The organism is Trichocoleus sp. FACHB-591 (genome assembly GCF_014695845.1).
GTDB lineage: Bacteria > Cyanobacteriota > Cyanobacteriia > FACHB-46 > FACHB-46 > Trichocoleus.
Genome location: NZ_JACJPA010000109.1, coordinates 1 through 17655 on the forward strand (window position 1 = coordinate 1; position 17655 = coordinate 17655).

Here is a 17655-nt window from a genome sequence, read left to right on the forward strand (position 1 = left end):
TCAGCCTTAGACAAAGCCATTCAAGAGGCATTTGCTCAAGTCTCTCTAGAAGATATTCGCAGCTGGTTTACTCATTGTTGTTACTGTACCTCAGGAGACTAGGAAACGCTCTATGTCTATCTCCAAATCTGTCTGGTTCAAATAAATTTATATACATTTCATATCTTTAGGAAAAACTAAGCAGTATGTCCAAGCCTGATAGTAGAGTGGCAAATCCTAAAAAGACTACAGCGAGCCTCAGTAGATTAGACTTGGATTTTCTGATTAATAGAAAATCATTGTATGTTTCTTGTAATTCAACAAGAAGAGCTTGATAGTATGCCTCTTTGGAAACGTGAAGGCACTTCTCAATTAACTCGTCAGGTTTCACAAGTGTGCCTCCACTTTTGGGAGAAAAACCACAAAGGCCTAACGTTATAGAAAGAAGCAAAAATGTGCATATAAATATTCGTAATAATAAGCAAAAATGTCCATTTGAAAGATGTCCATTTATATAATTACTAAAAATCAGCCACTCTGATACTGAACACTGATTAGGCAAACCTGACGAAAAACGTATTAAAAGAGCATCAAAGCCAATTAGCGCACTCAGCTTTGTGTTTAGTGAATCTATTCCTTTTCTAAGAATATCTATAGAGCTATTGATATGATTGTAAATTAGCTCTGCATTTGAGTTAGACTCTAAAGGAACTTCATTCTTTAAACTTTCTTCCATGTCTAACAGCCAACAAAATCAAAACCAGCCATCCGATAAACAAAACTTAGAATCTCAAAAAAAAGATAAGCCGAAACAACCTGAAATCATAAAATTCGACAAAAAAGATAAGAATATGGATTATAACGAAAACAGGGATGGAACTGCAAATCTCTAGGGGTTTGAGTAGGGTGAAATTTTTAAGTAAAGTGTTAATCGGACACCTCCATCTCAGTAAGTAAGGGTGTCTGACTATAGAAAATTAAGAAAAGCGCAGGTTTTGACCTGAGAATGGTCTCAAAGTACACATAAGTTTACTGTATTGAACGAACGACTTGAGTTTGGTGATTGCTCTTTATATCCAATCCTAAGGAGACAAGGGACAATAAAAATAGCCGTTTCTACTGAGGTGAGGGGGCGATCGCGATGGTTCAAATACCTACTAAAGCACTTAGCCTGGAAGAGTTTCTGCAACAGCCTGAAACCGAACCAGCCAGTGAGTATATCAACGGTCAAGTCATTCAAAAACCAATGCCTCAAGGAAAACACAGTACCATTCAGGGCGAATTGGTAAATGCAATCAACGCTGTAACTAAGCCTCAGAAAACTGCACTTGCTTTTCCAGAACTACGTTGTACTTTTGGTGGACGCTCCATTGTTCCTGATGTCGCCGTCTTTACTTGGGGGAGGATTCCCCTAGATGCTAGTGGGGAGATTGCCAACACCTTTGACACCCATCCCGACTGGACCATTGAAATTCTTTCCCCTGACCAAAGCCAAACTAGAGTGACGGGCAACATTCTGCATTGCCTCAATCATGGGACTCAACTAGGTTGGCTGATTGATCCAGCAGAGCGCTCTGTGCTGGTTTATCCCCCTGGGCAGCAACCAGAACTATTGCAAGATTCGCAAGACTTATTGCTTACACCAAATTGGATTGCTGACTTGCACCTCACTATAGAAGATTTATTCGGTTGGCTGAAATTGGGAATTTAATGCCTTGTGTTTATTGGGGCTAGGGCATTCTCAATGTCTACTAATAGTTAAGGTTTGATGACTTGTGTTTCAAGCTAAGCCCTAGAAAAATTTTTCTTGGTAGACTTTCCCATGAGGAGTATTTTGTCTAGCATAAAAAATGAATTACAAAAACCTAAAAAGAATCAGCTGTGCTCTACTGTTTGCCGCTACCGTCAACACAGGGACAGGACTGGGGGCTGCTGCTAGCGCGATCGCAGACCAAAGCTCAGACCAGCAGACTGCTCAACTTCTAGCCCAAGCTCAGAGTCCCGCTCCTAGCCCCGCTCCTGCTGCTCCAGCCGCAACTATCACTCTCAGCGAAAGAACTGATTACATTGGTACCTGTCGTGGCACCACCGCAGCGGTCAATATCTATGAAGATACTCAACTCACTCGCAGAGTAGGGACTGTAGCCGCTAGAAGCAGCGTCACCCTCACAGGAATACTGGGTAACGGCATCGCTCAAATCAGAACCCCCAGTGTCGGCTGGATTCAAACTACTAACCTCGTCACCAACTGCACAGGCGGCAATCCAGGTGACAATCCTGGCAATGTCCAGCGCGGAGAATGCCGCAGACTGCGCGATCCAGATGTGGATGGTGCAGGATATGAGTCTCTACGCTTCGGTTTAAGAGCATATGACAACCCCGGCACTACGCCTCAAACTTATCAAGGCAGCTCTGACGGACCTGCCAAGGGAGCCAGAATCTTCCTCACGAAACCCAGCCAAACCAATGGCAAGTGGATTCGAGTCTTCTACACCAGCGTGTCTGGTCGCGAGCGCCTCGGTTGGATTTCTGGTGGTACAGGCACAACCAATAACTTGGCTAACTGCCCCGCCAACCGTTAATTAGACTCGATAAGTTGAGGTAGGTTTTGCCTACTGCAATTAGAAGCAAATAAAACGAGGCGATCGCTCTACACAGGTCTGCACAGGACAAAGGGCGATCGCTTTGTCTTTAGTGCTTAAAAAATACTAGAATTCCAAAGCGCGATATCAAATTTTATAAGCGTAGATACGGCTTAGCGATCGGGTAATCCGCAAACTGAGTTGTCCCAGATGAACGATAATAGAAGTAGAGCTAAACAGGCTGAATATGTCCGTCTCCACCTCTAGTTGCGTATCTACCTTAGATCAGCAACAGCAACAAATCCAACAGGCAGAACAGTGTGCTGAAGAAGCGACAGGCGATCGCTGCAAAAATTTGTCTCAGCGTTGCACCGTGGTCGAAAATGGCCGAGTTGTGGTCAAGCCGTTACGGTAAAGGCCATTACGGTAAAGGCAGTACATCATGAAAGTGGTTGTAGTCGATGTAGCGATGCCCATCGGCTGTCTCATGAAAGATATCAACAAAGCAGTAATTCCATAAAATCTCTTGAGCACTGTAGGTGTGACGCGCATGGATGACTTGAGATACAGTTTCATCAATGCCGCTGAGGGAAACCACCACTGAGGCTCGCATTTGAGCTAGAGACTCGGGTGTAGCTCCATAAAAAGGACTGTATTCATCAATGGGATGGAGCACCGTCCAACTGAGGGTAAAACTGGGAGTACGACTTCTCAGCAGTTTTAGTTCATAAAAACGGCGCATGGCGTGTCCCTCAACGCTCGTTTCATCGCGCATTAAGTACAGTCGGATTTGGGCTTCCAAAATTTGGTTGCGTCGTTGATTAGCAGCCCTAAATATGAAGGTGGGTATTCCTTCGTAGGGACCAATCACAGCAACATGACTAAAAGAAACCCGCGCCGTCGGCCGTGAAAAACGAGCAAACGCTAACCCTGTCAGAAGGGCAATCCCAACTAAACTGACCATCGCCTCAATGGTGACTAATATGTTGGCATACACTGTCTGGGGATACAGGGCTCCATAGCCAATAGAGGCAAGAGTTTGCACACTAAAGAAAAAGGCATCTAGAAAAGACCCAGGTTTGGCGTTAGCGATGCTAGCGGGTTGAGCCAGATACAGCAGTGCAAAGACGGCATTAGTAACCACATAGCAGAGAACAGTCAGGGCTAAAAAGCCAGTCCAAGGAATGGTTAGCAGCAGATGGTAAGGCTCTCGCCAGTAAGAGTGCCAAACTCCGTTGCCTAAGATGTGGAACTGTCCGTCTCGAATCTTGATGTGTACGACGGGTTGCGGTTGCGATCGCCGCTTCGTTCGCCAATTCCGGAAGATCGTTAGCTGCCTCATGACTAATGCTGCTGCCTTTGAAAAACCATTCACGCCAATTGTCTGTGGCCTCTCAAAATTGCACAACCGAATCTCAGACGCAGTTCATGCAACACAATTCGCGCATCACAACTTACTCACGCAGTAATGTGGCTCTAGAGATACCCAAAGAACAGAAACCTCAGTTGCCCTAGCTCCGCAGATCTTGAATAAACTCCTCATATGCTTGCGGATGAGAACCTGAAAAATTATCCATCTCCTGATTGGTCAAATAGCCTGTTTTGTCAGTGTGAGGATTTTTCACATAACTGTAGATGTATTTGGAATAGTTAGGATTCTCATGCCAGCTAATGTTGAAAGCTGCATATTTTGGGAAAAAAGTCATAGAAGCATAAGCTGGGATGTGGTCATGTATCCACCAAGCTAAAGCTGTCCAATCTCCTGTGCGTTCGTAGTAAGGGATAAAGGAAGTCACGACAATACAGGCGGTCGCACCCATATACCCCTTGCTGTCTCTGACATCCCAAATATGACCTGCATAGTTTTTTTCATTACTCGCGCAGCTATATTGGTTCTTGTTCTCGGCTCCTTTAGCATTGACATCAGCGGAACGGTAAGCAGAGCGGATACCAATTCTGCCTAGCTGATCCTGGAGGGGTTCCAGCACTTTCTCGCACAAATTCTTGCCAGCAGCGATCGCCAGTTCTGGATCATTAGGGATATTGGGAATGCCCTCAATTTGAGAAATTTCCGAGTAAAGAAACTCCCGCATAAAAAAACTTTTAGAGAGTCGAACTCGACCCAACTCTTCTAAAGCTTTGACTGTCTGGGGTTGTCTCATAGAAGTCTCTCTACTGAGCAGTACGCTCCAAACCTTATACCTTTTCCTTGGCTGGTGGTGTGATGCTCCCCCGATTCAGCAACTCATCGATTTCTCGCAGGAGGCCAAAATCTTCTTTGGGTAAAGGTCGTCCTTCCGAGAAGTTCTCACCTATAGCAGGATATTTCTCTAGGAAAGAGAAGGCTTGGCGGAACTGACGCGGACCTGCTGCGACTGGGGCATCTAGGTGGCAGGGAATAACCCGATGAAAGTCCCATTTTGCAACTTGGTCGGCCCACTTGAGAGTAATCTCAGGGGCACGGTTGAGAATCAAAGTTTGTAGCACCGGAGCCACAAACAGACGGCCTCCTCCTCGCAGAGCTTCAAACGATCGCTGCCAATCTTCTTGCCACTGAAAGGGGAACAACCCAAAATATGCCTTTTTTGAGCGATCGGGAGCGTTGCGGGCTTCTCGCCATGCGTCTCCTAGCTTCACGGGTTCTAAAGCGCTGGGACGAAAATAGAACGCGAAGAGGGCAATCCGCTTCCATCCTTTACGTCGATTCTCTGCATTGTCCTCCACGACTTCGGAGCCGCTGTCTTTAGCATGAAAGAGCAAGGCATAGGGGTCTAGCTGCACGATCGCGGGTGGTTCTTCGGGGACAGACATCACCGAATCGGTGACGAGCAGAGTGCGCGATCGCTTGTGGAAACAGGCAATCTCCCCAAATGACCCAGCCCCCAGATCGATGTCTAAGACCGCATAATCTATCTCTTTAGCAAAAGGGGCTTGGCTACTGTCTTCTGGAATGACGTGGGTGCGCTTCATCGGGAACCCTAGCCAACTCAGCGGCAAATTGATCGGGAAGCTCCACTGGTGAGGCGCGACGAACACTTGGGCATGGGGAAAGCGCCTGGCAAAAGGCCCGACAAAAACTTTGTGCTCTAGACCAGAACTCGTGGGCAGGATGATGTATTTCACCTCACCATGTGCTGCCACCAGTTCCTCAACTAGGCGGATACATTCTGGAGTGGGGGCAACTGGCGCATAAACCAGCAGTCCTCCGGCTTCTAGCCTTACGACAGTCATGCGGATGGGCACGATCACGTAAAAAACGCCTTGGATTTGGTCGAAGGTCCAAATGGTGTCTTTTACCACTTCTTGGCGGAGTGTGCGCCGTTTGCCAAATGGGTAGAGTGGTACGGCGGGCCAAAACCGCCATGTCCAGTCTTTTGGATTGCTTGTCTCAATCAGTTGTCCTTGCATATCCTGCCCGTTCATCGTGGTTCTATCCACGCCACGACCCCCATCCCGAAAGCGTACACTACTACTGTTAAGTCTAGCTTTTGGACATTAGAAAATTTTTCAATCTGTATCTGCCGTAAGTATGATTGCTCGGTTCGGTAAGAATAAGGCTTAACTCGAACTGCGTCTCGTACTTAGTCTAGTAATTTCTGCGATCGCTGCCTTAAAAATATCCCTTGAAGTAGCCTAATTGTCCCTTGCGGGATTTTAAGCTGACTCAAGATTGAAAAGCTGAAACATTCGCGCAGAGTTACTATGCAGAAAAACTTGTCACCTAAATGCCTAATAAAGTTGTATTGAGCGGAAAAAATACGTCTGAATTGCAAGTCCTATATAGTCAGGCAGAGAAATCTCATGTTCGGATACGTACTGCTGTGTGAAGACACCTTTAAGGCGACGAAATTATCACGTGAAATCTATGTAGAGAATGCCGTACGAAACGCGATACCGATTGCGCCTCCACCTGAAAAAATGTTTGGGGTCTACGAGAACATCGTCAGTGGAGAAGTTGGTCTACACGTTCCACTCAAATACTGGGCAAAGTTACCAGACAGGTTCCGATCATCACGTGTCCATAAAACCCCCTTTTGGGTCAATCAGGAATTTATTAATGGCGAACCGTTGTTCTTTATTGGCAACAGTCCACTAGGTTTTGGTGTTGGTGTCAACAATCCACAAGAAACAAGAAAAATTCTTGAGGGAAACTTTGCAAAACCGTTGCTTGACGAGGTTCGCAATTCGACAAGAAAGTACACAATTAAAGTTCAAGAACGTGCGGAGCGTTTCATTCGCGAAGTATCGGATGATCCAGTTGTTCGAGAAAAACTTCTGACGCAGCTTGATCCTATCCTTTTCGAGGAGGTCGTTGCGGAACTACTTGCATCAAAGGGGTTCGACGTTTTTCTCACGTCGCGGACTCGGGATAAGGGGAAGGATATATATGCTGCTTGGCCAACGCCAGATGGGACAATTCTCATGATGGTTGAGTGCAAGCGGCTGCAACCGAATTCAGCACTTGATGCTATTAACGTACGAGCACTTCTTGGTCAGTTTATGTTCGAGCAGACATATGGATCCCGTGTTAGCTGTGCTATGTTGGCCACTACTGCTCGAAGGCTAGGTGCCGTTGCGTGCGAGTACTCTGAGAAGGTTGAGGATCTCACCATTAAAACCTATGACGATCTCTCTTCATGGATCTCATCGTATGGTCGTTCCCGTGATGGTCTGTGGGTACCAACTCTGTTCAAGGACGTACTTTAAAGATCGCTCCGCGACTTCATTTTCAGTATCGGCTAGTAAATGACATCTTTAACAAGCTAAATATTTCCTCAGCGGTTAATGGCAAATCGATGCTATCCAAAACAGTTAAAGCATCATGGCCGTAGCGGAGTTCTGGTTGTTGATTGGGTAGAAAGACCAGAATCGAGCGATCGCCTCTATATAGGGCCCTTCAAACTACTTCCAGAAAGCACCAAAGTTAAATTGCAATACACCCAAAATGCTGGTGACGCTGAGAACCGAGAGAATGCTTCCGGCGCTGAAACAGCTCAGAATACTGCCCGCACTCCCGACACTCAAAATACTGCCAGTGCTGCCAATACTTAAAATGCTGCCTGCACTGCCAATGCTGAGAATGCTACCGCTACTGGCAATGCTTAAGATGCTGCGGTGACTGGCCCAGCTTAAAACACTTCGGTCTGCCAGTGGCTCAGGTTCACCCATTATTTATCTCTTGAAATAGCGTCTGCTTCAGGTATGGGCGAATTCTATCACAGAGCATCAATTCAACTGTGGAATATTAGTGAAGAGAGCGATCGCCTAGAGTTGAAGCCTAGCGATCGTTCTTTGTCATTTTGCTGAACTTGCTAGCAGCCGTTGAGCAAACTTCAGTAGACGGAGTGAGAAACAATAGTTATATAGTAATGTATCTATTTAGACCTAGTTCCACTGGGTTTCAATCAAAACAGTCACAGCAGCGATCGCGACAAACATATCGTCATTTTTGTCATTGAATTGAGGAATGGCACGACCTTGCACCACCATGCCACCGGACTCAACTTTTAGGCTTTTGCGGCCAAAGGGTAGCACTGCCAGCACTTCCGCTTCCCGCACTTGCTCTGGATAGGGAACCGCCACTTGTACCTCAACAATCATCTCGTTTGGGTCGCTCAGTCCTGCCACTTCCCACACTCCCGGTAAGGCATTATGGGCGATCGCATTGCGTACAGCTCTAGCGGCTGCAACGGTTGGCTCTTGCCCGTGCTGGTCTACTCCCATTCCCATCTCAATCACTAGGCGCTTACAAGTCATACGGCTCTCTCTAAAGGTTCTACAGATTTCTTCACAGCTTATAGCGATTCTGCCTGTGTAGGTGCGTAAGCGTAAAGGAGTGAAATCAGAAAAAGCTTTAGCGAAAATTTATATAAGGGATGAATAGCCACAGCTTCGTAAAGTTCAAGCAAACTTTTTCACTTGTACGATTGTCAATCATTCCATCTGTAGGATTTACTAAATCGAGACTTTGCTAAAGTTTTATTCCCGTACAAATACTTAAACAAGCTACAGGAAGCAATGGTTGGGTAGCGGTCCAGCTACTCAGAATAGGGTGATCTAGAAATAGTTGAGAAGTTGGTGTTTAGAATATAGCCGTTGATTCTTTCTGAATGCAGCGCCTCTAAACAGATAACGGTAGGACGCTGACAGTTGAGTGACTGTGGCTCGGAGATCTAGCGATTCAGCTGATTGTGTCTAGCGCAAACCAACAGTCGTTTTTCTAATAGGTATCATGTCGAACCTGAAGCCAAATAGCAGTTCTGGTTATGTGACCCTGAATGCTTTGAAACAAAACCCTGCTCTCTCTCGTTTGATGTTTACGACTCAATCCACGAGTGCGGAGCAGATGGCAACGATTATTGAACCTATTCTGCAAGCTCCCCAACGTTGTAGTATTACTCCGCTATACATTCAGGCGATCGCGACTGCGGAAACCACCATTTTGGCGACAAATCTTGGTTCCCCCCAAGAACTTCAGGTGACTGAAAAGGCTGCTAATTGGTTGATTGGGCGCAATGCTACCTGTGCCATTACAGTTGCTCATCGCTCAGTCTCCCGTTGTCATGCCGTGATTGGCTACTATCCCAGCCGCGATTTTTATATTGCGGATGTAGGCAGTAGTAACGGCACTTGGGTAAATCGTCGTCGCTTAGCGCACCTAGAGCGCCACCTGTTGCAGGATGGCGACTTGATTCAGCTAGGCTCTCTTTGTGTAGAGTTTTTTGTAGCTACGGGCGATCGCTTAGCACCTGAAGGCAATGAAGCCACAGCTACCCATCATTAAAGATTCGGATTAAGCTTTGTTTAGCCAACCGGGTCTACCTGTTTTTCTTGAGATACGTTTCCAACTCCATCACGCCCTCCTCTTCTAAATTGAAAGGAGGGTTTTTCGTTGGGCTTTGGTCAATCTAGCAAGTGCTCAGCTCAGGAAAAGCTAGGAAGCAGCAGGCTGTGCTTCGCGATCGAGCAGTTGTTGAAACTGGATTGTGTCTTGGCGCGGATCAGCGTAAGTGACCTTAACTTCCATGCGATCGCCTGGAGATGCTGCTTTGGTCAACCGAATCGCCAATTCCAGCCCTAAGTCTTCTAGCAAAATCAGCGCTAAGTTTTCGTGCTCCCGCAGCCAGCGCAACACCAAAGCTTGCCATACTTCATGGGTATGACGACGCAGGTATTCCAAGCCCCAATAGCGGTTGGTTTGTCGCTCTACCGAAGTTGCTTCTTGAGCCACAGCACCCACGCTCATCAACAACTCTTTCATCTCTTCTACCGAGAATGGTAGCGGTGTGCCTCGTAGATGAGCCTTGATCTGAAAATGCGCCAGCAAATCTGTGTAGCGCCGAATCGGTGAAGTGACCTGAGTATAAGTGTCTAGGCCCAGGCTGGCATGTCGGGCTGGGGTAATGCTCATTTCACTGCGGGGCATACAGCGACGAATCGCGCAGGAGCGCACAGGGCCAGCAGGCAGTTGCAATAACTCTTCTTCGGGCGGTAGCTCTGGCTGAGTTTGGTTGCGGAAGGGAATTGCTAAGTTATGCGCCTGACCGTAGCGGGCCGCCACTTCTCCAGCCAAAATCATCATTTCAGCCACGAGTTGCCGCGACTGAGAAACTTCTAAGACTTCAATCGTAATCTCGTCATCGTGGACCTTGATGGAAGATTCTGGCATGTTGATGCTGATAGCACCTTGAGAGTGCCGCCAGGTCTGCCGCCGCTTGGCCCAGCTTGCGATCGCCTGGAGTTCAGATTCACCTAGAACTCCCAACTCCAACATCTCATCGACATCTTCGTAGGTGAGGCGATAAGTGGGCTTAATCAAGCTAGTTTGAATTTGGTAGTCTGCGATCGCCCCGGATTCATCCAGAATCACTCCAAAACTCAGGGCGTAACAGATTTTCCCCTGAATCAAGCTCATGGGGCCTGTCGCCAGTTCCGGCGGAAACATCGGGATGATGCCAGTTGGTAGATAAATGGTGGTGCTACGTCGGCGTGCCTCTAGATCTAGATCGTCTCCTGGCACAATCCAGCGCGTTGGATCAGCAATGTGAATCCAGAGCTTTTGACGGCCATCTTCTAGATATTCCAAGCTGACGCCATCGTCAATCTCTCGCGTACTCTCATCGTCAATGGTGTAGACTTTTAGACCCGACAGATCAAGCCGTCCCTCGACATCGAGATCGGGGGGTGGAGACTCTAAGCAACGTTTTGCGACTTCCAGCACTTTGGTAGAAAATTGAGTGGGGATTTGACTGCGGCGTACAAACAGATTTTCGTGGACGCTCCACAACCCTAAATCCACCAAGAGTTGGAAACCAGCTTGAGGAGTTTCAGGTCTTCCGAGAGCAGCCAAAGTTTCTAGGGCTGGCATCCGGTGAGAAGCTTCTTCTCCTAAGGTAGCAAACCGCTCTAGGGCTTCGAGGCGACCGCGATCGCTGTTCTGCCATTCTACGGCTTGATCCGTTAAGGCTTGCTGGATTCGAGTCAAAAATTCTTGCCATTCCCGCTGCTTTTGACCCGCCACTGTTAGCTGGTGCTTCAACTCCGCAACCTGGGTCGCTGAGCGAGGCTCGTAGTGGTCTCCCTTCTGCTTAAAGTAGAGCTTGTCTTCTGAGAGTAAATAATGAGCGGCATAGCACAGAGGCGGACTCTGGTCTGAGAACAGTAACAAAGCCATGCCAGCGGGATCAACCGTCTCACTGTCTTCCACCAAAAGTTCCCAAGCCACCTCTAGACTAGAGGGGTCGAGATAAGCCTCCACTTCCTTCAGAAATTGAGGGATTTCCAACGGCTTGTAACTTTGGCCTGTAACGGTGTAGGTGACTTGCCGAGGATGAAGGGTGTAAGACTGGCCACGTTCATCCAACACGATCCAGTGCTTTTTACCCTCTGGACGTTCTAGAACTGCCAGCCGGCGATCGCTATGCAGTCGAAATTCAACGAGAGTTCCCTTCTCCACCAGCTTTTGCTAACCCCAGTATGGATTTTGCGATTTACTGATCAGCGCGCTCTATTCAGCTAACTATGGAGCCTTAGCCGATTGAGTTCAGAGTGTCTTTATCCTGCCCATGCGAAATTACACCCACGTCTATAGTAAGGCGGGTTAGTGTCACCTGGCAGAAACTTTAGACCCAATTTTGTCGAAAAACCCCTCCGAGGGGAGAGGTAAGTTTAACCTTCTTGGTTCACGAAAGGCAGCAGAGCGATGAGGCGAGCTCGTTTGATCGCCACGGTTAGATCGCGCTGTTGCTTGGCAGTCAAACCAGTGATCCGCCGAGGCAGAATTTTGCCACGCTCAGTGATGAACTTGCGGAGCAAATCCACATCTTTGTAATCAATGGGTTCTTCGGGCTTGATGGGGGAAACGCGACGGCGGAAGTAAGTCATAGCAATTGTTTGTGAGTCAAAAATCTTCAGAAAAACAGCGGACCAGAAACTAACTAGAGCCTTGAATCCAGAAAAATAACCTTTCAAGGATTTTCAGACAGCAATCTATTTAATTTCTTTATGAGACGTGTGCTTGTTGCAGTGGGTGCAGAACTTGTTGAGTTCCAACCGAGCAGTGGTGTTGCGACGGTTCTTGGTGGTGGTGTACCGAGAGACTCCTGCCGAACGCTTTGCAGCGTTGGTACGGCACTCAGTGCACTCCAGCGTAATGATAATACGGACGCCCTTAGCCATAGTTCCAGCCGTTCAAAAATGCGAATTAGACACAATCTCTTATTTTTTCACACGACGACTCACTTCGGCAAGTAATCGCTTCACCTTTAAGTCTAAAGAGTAGCCTCGGCTGGTTTGGATCACGCTAGTCTTTGCCAAGCGATCGTGCAGAGATTGTTGGTTGAGGGAGTCGGCGATCGCCAGCCCCAAGTCCAAGGCTAAAGGCAGGACTAGCAAAACAATCCACCCTTCTCGAATCAAGCGCCAGCTACTCAACCCCAGGGCGACAAACAGAGCACTAGCCCCCAAATAAGCTTCTCGTTTCAGCAAGGCTAATAAATCAGCCGAGCGCAGCGCTTTGGGATCAATCACCTTAATATCGAAAACCCATCGCCCCAGGCTTTGACCCTGGTTGCGATAGGGAAGGAAAACCCGGAGAGCCAACCAGGCGATTAAGAAAAGCAGCGATCGCAGTAATTGCACCATGCCACCACTGCCAAGCACCAAAGAGCCAGCGAACCAAGCACAGAAAAAGTCCAACGTGAAAGCCACGGCACGTCGCCAAATTGGCGCTTTAGGAAGGCGAGCTGCTACAAGGTCACTGCGCATATATTGTGAGCGTTCCGGGATAAAGCGTGAAGTTGGGCGGATTCTGTCTAAATCATGAGTACGAACTGCTGAAACCTCACCGTCCTATAGGGGTGATGTTCAGCTGGGCTCAGCTACTTAAAACGTATCATTCTGCTGATTGCTAACGAGCGGTAAACTAACAAACAAGTTCCAAGAGAAAATCCGGACCATGCTGCCCGTCAAGCAAGCAGAAGCGCTAATTCTCAGCTTAGTTAACCCCTTATCGCCCGCCCAAGATACAGAAGTTTTAGACTTACTGTCTGCGTCTCAGCGGATTTTGGCAGCAGCGGTTACGAGTGCGCTTGATTTTCCTCACTGGGACAATTCAGCGATGGATGGCTATGCAGTGCGCTTTGCCGATGTGCAGTCCTGCAAGGCTGAGCAACCTGCAACGCTAGAAATTGTGGAAGAAATTCCCGCAGGGTATCAACCGCAGCAAACGATTCAGCCTGGGCAAGCCGCCCGGATTCTGACTGGGGCCATGATGCCAGCGGGAGCCGATACCGTTGTGATGCAAGAGCGCACCCAGCGTCAAGGCGATCGCGTCACCATTCTAGAAGCCCCAGAATTTCAAGCTTTTGTGCGGCAGCGAGCAGCCTTTTACCAAGCGGGCACCCCCCTCCTGAAACCAGGCATTGAACTAAACGCGCCCGAAATCGCAGTATTAGCAGCAGCCCAGTGTGCTCAAGTCAGCGTTTACCGCCGTCCCCGGGTTGCCATCCTCTCGACTGGTAGCGAATTGGTTGCCCCAGACCAACCTTTGCAACCTGGGCAAATTGTGGACTCGAACCAGTACGCTTTAGCCGCGTTGGTGCAGCAGCTAGGAGCAGAACCATGGCTGCTAGGGGTGATTCCAGATGAACCGGAAGCCTTAAAGTCAGCGATCGCCCAAGCAATTACTACTGCCGATGTCGTGCTTTCCTCCGGCGGTGTTTCTGTCGGTGACTATGACTACGTGGATGAGATCTTGGCAACACTGGGAGCCGAAATCCACATTCGAGCCGTAGCCATCAAACCAGGCAAACCTTTGACAGTGGCAACTTTTGCTGCACCCCAAGCACCCCAAGCACGCTCGGTTTTGTACTTCGGGCTACCTGGGAATCCCGTTTCGGCTTTGGTCACTTTCTGGCGCTTCGTCCAACCCGCCATCCGCAAACTATCAGGATTAGCTCAAGGCTGGGAACCGACATTTATTAAAGCCCGCACCCAGCAAGATTTACGCTCCGATGGTAAGCGAGAGAGCTATCTCTGGGGACATCTGCAATTGCTAGATGGTGACTACGAATTTCGTCTAGCAGGAGGCAGCCATAGCTCTGGCAACCTGATCAACCTGGCCCAAACCAATGGCTTAGCGATGTTACCTGTAGGTCAAACCGCGATCGCCACAGGCACAGAAATACTCGTCATGCAAGTCGATTGAATCAAAAATCGATTCACTTCCAGCACCAACTTCTAGCAATCACTTCGAGCCTCATACAATTAAACTCGTCTGGAGGAGGTCTGGAGGACGCAGCCATCCTTCAGCGGGGGTTTGGGGCAAGCGCCCCCAAGGGTTTGGTTCTGATAAGATGGTCGGTTGGTAATCGATGCGCGCGGCGCTAAACGCACATTGAATCATGAGTATTAGCTGTTAGTGCGCGCCGAACACACCCTACATTCCTACAAAAAACACCTCCCCCTTTAGCCACTACCTTCAGCACCTACTTGTCTATGGTTTCCGCCAACGTGAACCCCACCTCCGCAAAACCTCGCTCGCGATCGCAAATTGGTGTTGCAATTATTGGCACAGGTTTTGGGCAGAAAGTTCACATTCCAGGGTTTCAAGCCCACGATCGCACCCAAGTCGTGGCAGTGTATCACCGGGATCTAGCCCAAGCCAGAGCGATCGCCGAAGCCCACCAAATTCCCCATGCTTGTAGCAGCGTCGAAGAAATTGCCGCTTTGCCAGAAGTGCAAGCCGTCAGCATTTCTACACCCCCATTTTTGCACTACGACATGGCTCAAACCGTATTGCAAGCAGGCAAACACATCCTGCTAGAAAAGCCGACGACCCTCTCCGCCACAGAAGCCAAACACCTATATCATCTAGCAGCCAGCAAGCAAGCGATCGCAGCCCTCGATTTTGAATTTCGCTGTGTCCCCGCTTGGCAACGCTTGGCTGAGCTGCTAGCCGAAGGTTATGTCGGTGAACCTCGCTTGATCAAAATTGACTGGCTGGTTTCCAGTCGAGCCGATGCCACCCGCCCCTGGAATTGGTATGCCCAGCGAGAAAAAGGAGGCGGTGCTTTAGGCGCGATCGGTTCCCATGCCTTTGATTACATTGCTTGGCTGTTCGGTCCCATCCAACGCCTATCGGCTCGGCTTAGTACTTCTATCCCGGCACGTCCTGATCCTAGTACCGGAGAGCAGAAAACGGTCGATGCCGACGACACCTGCATGCTGATGCTAGAGCTAGCCAACGGTACACCTTGCCAGGTATGCCTCAGCTCCGTCACCTATCAAGGTCGTGGGCACTGTGTAGAAGTGTATGGCGATCGCGGCACTTTGGTTTTAGGCAGCAACAACCAAAAAGATTACGTGCATGGATTCCAACTCTGGGCCAGCCAAGGCGGACAACCCCTAAGCTTGGTAGAGATTCCCAAGCGCCTAGAGTTTCCTAAAACTTACCTGGATGGTCGAATTGCGCCGTTTATGGGAGTGGTCGATCGCTGGGTACAAGGGATTGATCAACGAGCCGCGATCGCCCCTTCCTTGCGCGAAGGTGTTTACTCACAATTGCTGATGGACTTAACCCATCAATCCCACACCACAGGAACTTGGGTAGAAGTGCCCGATTTAGAGCAATTCTTAGCAAGTTAAGCTTGGGTTTACCTTAGGAAAGCTGGTAACGCATCCCAGGTGCTTGCGACACCAAACCCAGTAATTCCAACTGAAGCAGCGCACTGGAAACTGCTGCTGCTGCTAGCCCTACCTGCTGCACAATCAGATCAAAAGCTGTAGGCTCAGCCGTTAACGCCTGCAAAACGGTTTGCAACTCTGGCGCTAAATTTGGAATTAAGGCATGGCTCGAATGGCTAGGAGCAGCCTTGGCGCTTGGGGCTGCTGACGCTACCACCTGTAGACGTGGCATTGTACCGAGCATCTCTAGCAGATGGATTTCGCTCAAAATCGCTTGGGCTCCCACGCTTAGCAGTTTCAAGCAACCCATCGAGCGGGGATTGTCTAGCGAACCAGGCAGCACGTAGACATCGCGACCATAATCATTCGCCAAATGAGCCGTAATTAAAGCGCCGGATTTACCGGGTGCTTCCATTACCAAAACTGCACGACTCAACCCTGCAATGATGCGATTGCGCCGGGGAAAATGGCTGCGATCGGGTTGTGTCCCAGCGGGATATTCGCTCACTAACAAACCCTGCTCGGCAATTTGGTCGTAAAGCTTTTGGTTCTTCCAGGGATAGACCATATCTACCCCAGTCCCTAGGACTGCGATCGTGTAGCCGCTCACATCTAGACAACTTTGATGGGCTTCGGTGTCGATGCCGTAAGCCAAGCCCGAAACCACTGTAAAGTTTTGGTGAGCTAAAGAGGAGCTGAGTTTGCGTGCCCAACGCCGCCCATAGTCCGAAGGGTCACGGGTGCCCACAATCGCGATCGCCGGGGCGGTTGCTTGTTGCTCCTGAGGCTGAACTTGACCTTTGTAATACAGGGCAGGCGGAGGATCTGGGATTTCTAGCAGCAACTGAGGATAGCCTGGATCGGCTGGGGTCCAGAAACAGGGGTTTTCCCGCTCATGAGTTTCTAGCAACTGCTCTGGATGAATTTTGGCTCGCGCTGCCACCATCACTTCGAGGGTTTGGGGTCCAATGCCGTCCACAGCCCCTAGCTCTTTTGGGCTTGCTTCCCAAGCAGCTTCTAAAGTTTGGAAGTGCTGTTGGAGCCGTTTAAGCAAAATGGGGCCAATACCTGGAATGCGGGACCAAGCTAACCACAGTGCGCGTTCTGAAAACAATCATTCACCCTCAAGTCGGCGGATCTCAGTATGCCCCAATTTTGGCTTAATGCTGACTCTGCCTAGCGCCAATCCGCTCAATTTCAAGCTGGATCTACGTTCTAAGTTTTCCAGCTCACAAACCGAGCATACAAATAGGCGATGACCTCAGAAATAACGGTGCGAACTCCCTCGCTCGATCGCCACCAATGTCCTACGTCATAAGCTCGTGGCTGAACGGCGATCGCACCCACATGCACAGTTGGGGCCAATGCTTGCCGAAAAACCAGCCAACTACGACGAGTATGAGTGCCCAAAGTGAAAAGATTCACGCCTGTAATCCGTAAACCCGATGCGGACAACCACTTCCGCAAGGTAACGGCTGAGGTGTAAGTGCGGTCCTTCTCAACTTTGGGAGTTGGGACAGCAACCAATTGCTTAGGGTCGAATCCTAAAGCTAGAAATGTGGCGGCTGTCAGATCTGCAAAGTTTTTGTACTCAGCTAGGTAGTAACCTCTGGATAACGGAGTGCCTATGGTAATGAGTTTTTCGTAGGAGCCGCGCTGATATTCCGCAATCGCCTCTTCTACGGCGTAATCTGGCAACCAACCTTCTACAACTAGAATATTGGCGGGAATTGGGGCGGTGACAGCGAGGAAAGGATGGATATTAGCGATCGCCAAACCAAGCATCATCGGCAAGCTCAAGAAGATAACAGCCCAACCTTGCAGAGTTGGCAGCCACACTTCTCGCCGCTGGATTAACTGAATTCTGAACTTCAATCTTTTTTTTGGCTGCATTAGACACTAATTCTTG

The 17655-nt window shown here is 48.9% G+C and carries 21 protein-coding genes; 8 read left to right on the forward strand and 13 right to left on the reverse strand.

Annotated features, from left to right (window positions below; genetic code table 11):
- Positions 1-166 precede the first annotated feature (166 nt).
- A complete protein-coding gene (locus H6F90_RS22845) occupies positions 167-715 on the reverse strand; it encodes a hypothetical protein (RefSeq protein WP_190554442.1) in 549 nt (182 codons plus the stop codon).
- Between H6F90_RS22845 and H6F90_RS22850 the strand changes: the two genes are divergently transcribed.
- The 4 genes from H6F90_RS22850 (at position 714) to H6F90_RS22865 (ending at position 2976) form a co-directional block, all read left to right on the forward strand.
- The gene (locus tag H6F90_RS22850) at positions 714-872 is read left to right on the forward strand and encodes a hypothetical protein (protein ID WP_190554443.1); all 159 of its coding nucleotides are present in this window, start codon (positions 714-716) and stop codon (positions 870-872) included. The genes H6F90_RS22845 and H6F90_RS22850 overlap by 2 nt on opposite strands.
- A 248-nt stretch (positions 873-1120) precedes the next feature.
- Positions 1121-1690 (forward strand): Uma2 family endonuclease, encoded by a 570-nt coding sequence (locus H6F90_RS22855; RefSeq protein WP_190554444.1) that lies wholly within the window; start codon positions 1121-1123, stop codon positions 1688-1690.
- Between the two features lie 139 nt (positions 1691-1829).
- Complete coding sequence (locus H6F90_RS22860; protein ID WP_190554445.1) at positions 1830-2561, forward strand: hypothetical protein; 732 nt, start codon at positions 1830-1832, stop codon at positions 2559-2561.
- A 247-nt stretch (positions 2562-2808) separates the two neighbouring features.
- Positions 2809-2976: a hypothetical protein gene (locus tag H6F90_RS22865; protein WP_190554446.1), complete on the forward strand. Its 168-nt coding sequence runs from the start codon at positions 2809-2811 to the stop codon at positions 2974-2976.
- Positions 2977-2982: 6 nt separating this feature from the next.
- Here the strand turns inward: H6F90_RS22865 and H6F90_RS22870 are convergent, their stop codons facing one another.
- From H6F90_RS22870 to H6F90_RS22880, 3 genes are all read right to left on the reverse strand, one after another.
- Positions 2983-3903, reverse strand: a complete 921-nt coding sequence (locus tag H6F90_RS22870) for an ion channel (protein WP_190554447.1) — start codon at positions 3901-3903, stop codon at positions 2983-2985.
- A 169-nt stretch (positions 3904-4072) separates the two neighbouring features.
- Positions 4073-4723 (reverse strand): peptidase M15, encoded by a 651-nt coding sequence (locus H6F90_RS22875; protein ID WP_190554448.1) that lies wholly within the window; start codon positions 4721-4723, stop codon positions 4073-4075.
- Positions 4724-4757: 34 nt separating this feature from the next.
- Entirely contained in the window at positions 4758-5999 is a 1242-nt protein-coding gene (locus H6F90_RS22880; RefSeq protein ID WP_370588074.1) for a DUF4336 domain-containing protein, read from the reverse strand.
- 363 nt (positions 6000-6362) lie between these two features.
- Here H6F90_RS22880 and H6F90_RS22885 point away from each other — a divergent pair, with 363 nt between their 5' ends.
- Complete coding sequence (locus H6F90_RS22885; RefSeq protein WP_190554449.1) at positions 6363-7268, forward strand: restriction endonuclease; 906 nt, start codon at positions 6363-6365, stop codon at positions 7266-7268.
- Between the two features lie 195 nt (positions 7269-7463).
- Here H6F90_RS22885 and H6F90_RS22890 read toward each other — a convergent pair whose 3' ends face one another.
- Together H6F90_RS22890 and H6F90_RS22895 are read right to left on the reverse strand one after the other, a co-directional pair.
- On the reverse strand, positions 7464-7730 hold the full coding sequence (locus H6F90_RS22890; protein WP_190554450.1) for a hypothetical protein: 267 nt from the start codon (positions 7728-7730) through the stop codon (positions 7464-7466).
- A gap of 216 nt (positions 7731-7946) precedes the next feature.
- Positions 7947-8318, reverse strand: a complete 372-nt coding sequence (locus tag H6F90_RS22895) for a Lin0512 family protein (protein ID WP_190554451.1) — start codon at positions 8316-8318, stop codon at positions 7947-7949.
- 475 nt (positions 8319-8793) lie between these two features.
- Between H6F90_RS22895 and H6F90_RS22900 the strand changes: the two genes are divergently transcribed.
- Positions 8794-9345 carry an FHA domain-containing protein gene (locus tag H6F90_RS22900; protein ID WP_190554452.1) on the forward strand — a complete coding sequence of 184 codons (552 nt, stop codon included), beginning with the start codon at positions 8794-8796 and terminating at the stop codon, positions 9343-9345.
- Positions 9346-9495: 150 nt separating this feature from the next.
- Here H6F90_RS22900 and H6F90_RS22905 read toward each other — a convergent pair whose 3' ends face one another.
- From H6F90_RS22905 to H6F90_RS22920, 4 genes are all read right to left on the reverse strand, one after another.
- Positions 9496-11517, reverse strand: a complete 2022-nt coding sequence (locus tag H6F90_RS22905; protein ID WP_190554453.1) for an RNB domain-containing ribonuclease — start codon at positions 11515-11517, stop codon at positions 9496-9498.
- Positions 11518-11729: 212 nt separating this feature from the next.
- Positions 11730-11945, reverse strand: a complete 216-nt coding sequence (rpsR, locus tag H6F90_RS22910; protein ID WP_190441120.1) for a 30S ribosomal protein S18 — start codon at positions 11943-11945, stop codon at positions 11730-11732.
- A gap of 105 nt (positions 11946-12050) precedes the next feature.
- Positions 12051-12239, reverse strand: coding sequence for a 50S ribosomal protein L33 (gene rpmG / locus H6F90_RS22915; protein ID WP_190441123.1), 189 nt, complete (start codon positions 12237-12239; stop codon positions 12051-12053).
- Positions 12240-12278: 39 nt separating this feature from the next.
- Positions 12279-12827 (reverse strand): RDD family protein, encoded by a 549-nt coding sequence (locus H6F90_RS22920; RefSeq protein ID WP_190554454.1) that lies wholly within the window; start codon positions 12825-12827, stop codon positions 12279-12281.
- A 190-nt stretch (positions 12828-13017) separates the two neighbouring features.
- Here H6F90_RS22920 and glp point away from each other — a divergent pair, with 190 nt between their 5' ends.
- Positions 13018-14268, forward strand: coding sequence for a gephyrin-like molybdotransferase Glp (glp, locus tag H6F90_RS22925; RefSeq protein WP_190554455.1), 1251 nt, complete (start codon positions 13018-13020; stop codon positions 14266-14268).
- A gap of 51 nt (positions 14269-14319) precedes the next feature.
- Here the strand turns inward: glp and H6F90_RS22930 are convergent, their stop codons facing one another.
- Complete coding sequence (locus H6F90_RS22930) at positions 14320-14466, reverse strand: hypothetical protein (protein WP_190554456.1); 147 nt, start codon at positions 14464-14466, stop codon at positions 14320-14322.
- A gap of 92 nt (positions 14467-14558) precedes the next feature.
- Between H6F90_RS22930 and H6F90_RS22935 the strand changes: the two genes are divergently transcribed.
- Complete coding sequence (locus H6F90_RS22935) at positions 14559-15707, forward strand: Gfo/Idh/MocA family protein (protein ID WP_190554457.1); 1149 nt, start codon at positions 14559-14561, stop codon at positions 15705-15707.
- 13 nt (positions 15708-15720) lie between these two features.
- Here H6F90_RS22935 and dprA read toward each other — a convergent pair whose 3' ends face one another.
- Both dprA and H6F90_RS22945 read right to left on the reverse strand, forming a co-directional pair.
- Positions 15721-16860, reverse strand: coding sequence for a DNA-processing protein DprA (gene dprA / locus H6F90_RS22940; protein ID WP_190554458.1), 1140 nt, complete (start codon positions 16858-16860; stop codon positions 15721-15723).
- Between the two features lie 101 nt (positions 16861-16961).
- Positions 16962-17639 carry an ElyC/SanA/YdcF family protein gene (locus H6F90_RS22945; RefSeq protein ID WP_190554459.1) on the reverse strand — a complete coding sequence of 226 codons (678 nt, stop codon included), beginning with the start codon at positions 17637-17639 and terminating at the stop codon, positions 16962-16964.
- Positions 17640-17655 lie beyond the last annotated feature (16 nt).

Bases quoted from the DNA above. Each gene is read 5' to 3' on its own strand.
- H6F90_RS22850 (WP_190554443.1), top strand. From the start codon at position 714: ATGTCTAACAGCCAACAAAATCAAAACCAGCCATCCGATAAACAAAAC.
- H6F90_RS22845 (WP_190554442.1), bottom strand. From the start codon at position 715: ATGGAAGAAAGTTTAAAGAATGAAGTTCCTTTAGAGTCTAACTCAAAT.
- H6F90_RS22855 (WP_190554444.1), top strand. From the start codon at position 1,121: ATGGTTCAAATACCTACTAAAGCACTTAGCCTGGAAGAGTTTCTGCAA.
- H6F90_RS22860 (WP_190554445.1), top strand. From the start codon at position 1,830: ATGAATTACAAAAACCTAAAAAGAATCAGCTGTGCTCTACTGTTTGCC.
- H6F90_RS22865 (WP_190554446.1), top strand. From the start codon at position 2,809: ATGTCCGTCTCCACCTCTAGTTGCGTATCTACCTTAGATCAGCAACAG.
- H6F90_RS22870 (WP_190554447.1), bottom strand. From the start codon at position 3,903: ATGAGGCAGCTAACGATCTTCCGGAATTGGCGAACGAAGCGGCGATCG.
- H6F90_RS22875 (WP_190554448.1), bottom strand. From the start codon at position 4,723: ATGAGACAACCCCAGACAGTCAAAGCTTTAGAAGAGTTGGGTCGAGTT.
- H6F90_RS22885 (WP_190554449.1), top strand. From the start codon at position 6,363: ATGTTCGGATACGTACTGCTGTGTGAAGACACCTTTAAGGCGACGAAA.
- H6F90_RS22890 (WP_190554450.1), bottom strand. From the start codon at position 7,730: ATGGGTGAACCTGAGCCACTGGCAGACCGAAGTGTTTTAAGCTGGGCC.
- H6F90_RS22895 (WP_190554451.1), bottom strand. From the start codon at position 8,318: ATGACTTGTAAGCGCCTAGTGATTGAGATGGGAATGGGAGTAGACCAG.
- H6F90_RS22900 (WP_190554452.1), top strand. From the start codon at position 8,794: ATGTCGAACCTGAAGCCAAATAGCAGTTCTGGTTATGTGACCCTGAAT.
- rpsR (WP_190441120.1), bottom strand. From the start codon at position 11,945: ATGACTTACTTCCGCCGTCGCGTTTCCCCCATCAAGCCCGAAGAACCC.
- rpmG (WP_190441123.1), bottom strand. From the start codon at position 12,239: ATGGCTAAGGGCGTCCGTATTATCATTACGCTGGAGTGCACTGAGTGC.
- H6F90_RS22920 (WP_190554454.1), bottom strand. From the start codon at position 12,827: ATGCGCAGTGACCTTGTAGCAGCTCGCCTTCCTAAAGCGCCAATTTGG.
- glp (WP_190554455.1), top strand. From the start codon at position 13,018: ATGCTGCCCGTCAAGCAAGCAGAAGCGCTAATTCTCAGCTTAGTTAAC.
- H6F90_RS22930 (WP_190554456.1), bottom strand. From the start codon at position 14,466: ATGATTCAATGTGCGTTTAGCGCCGCGCGCATCGATTACCAACCGACC.
- H6F90_RS22935 (WP_190554457.1), top strand. From the start codon at position 14,559: ATGGTTTCCGCCAACGTGAACCCCACCTCCGCAAAACCTCGCTCGCGA.
- H6F90_RS22945 (WP_190554459.1), bottom strand. From the start codon at position 17,639: ATGCAGCCAAAAAAAAGATTGAAGTTCAGAATTCAGTTAATCCAGCGG.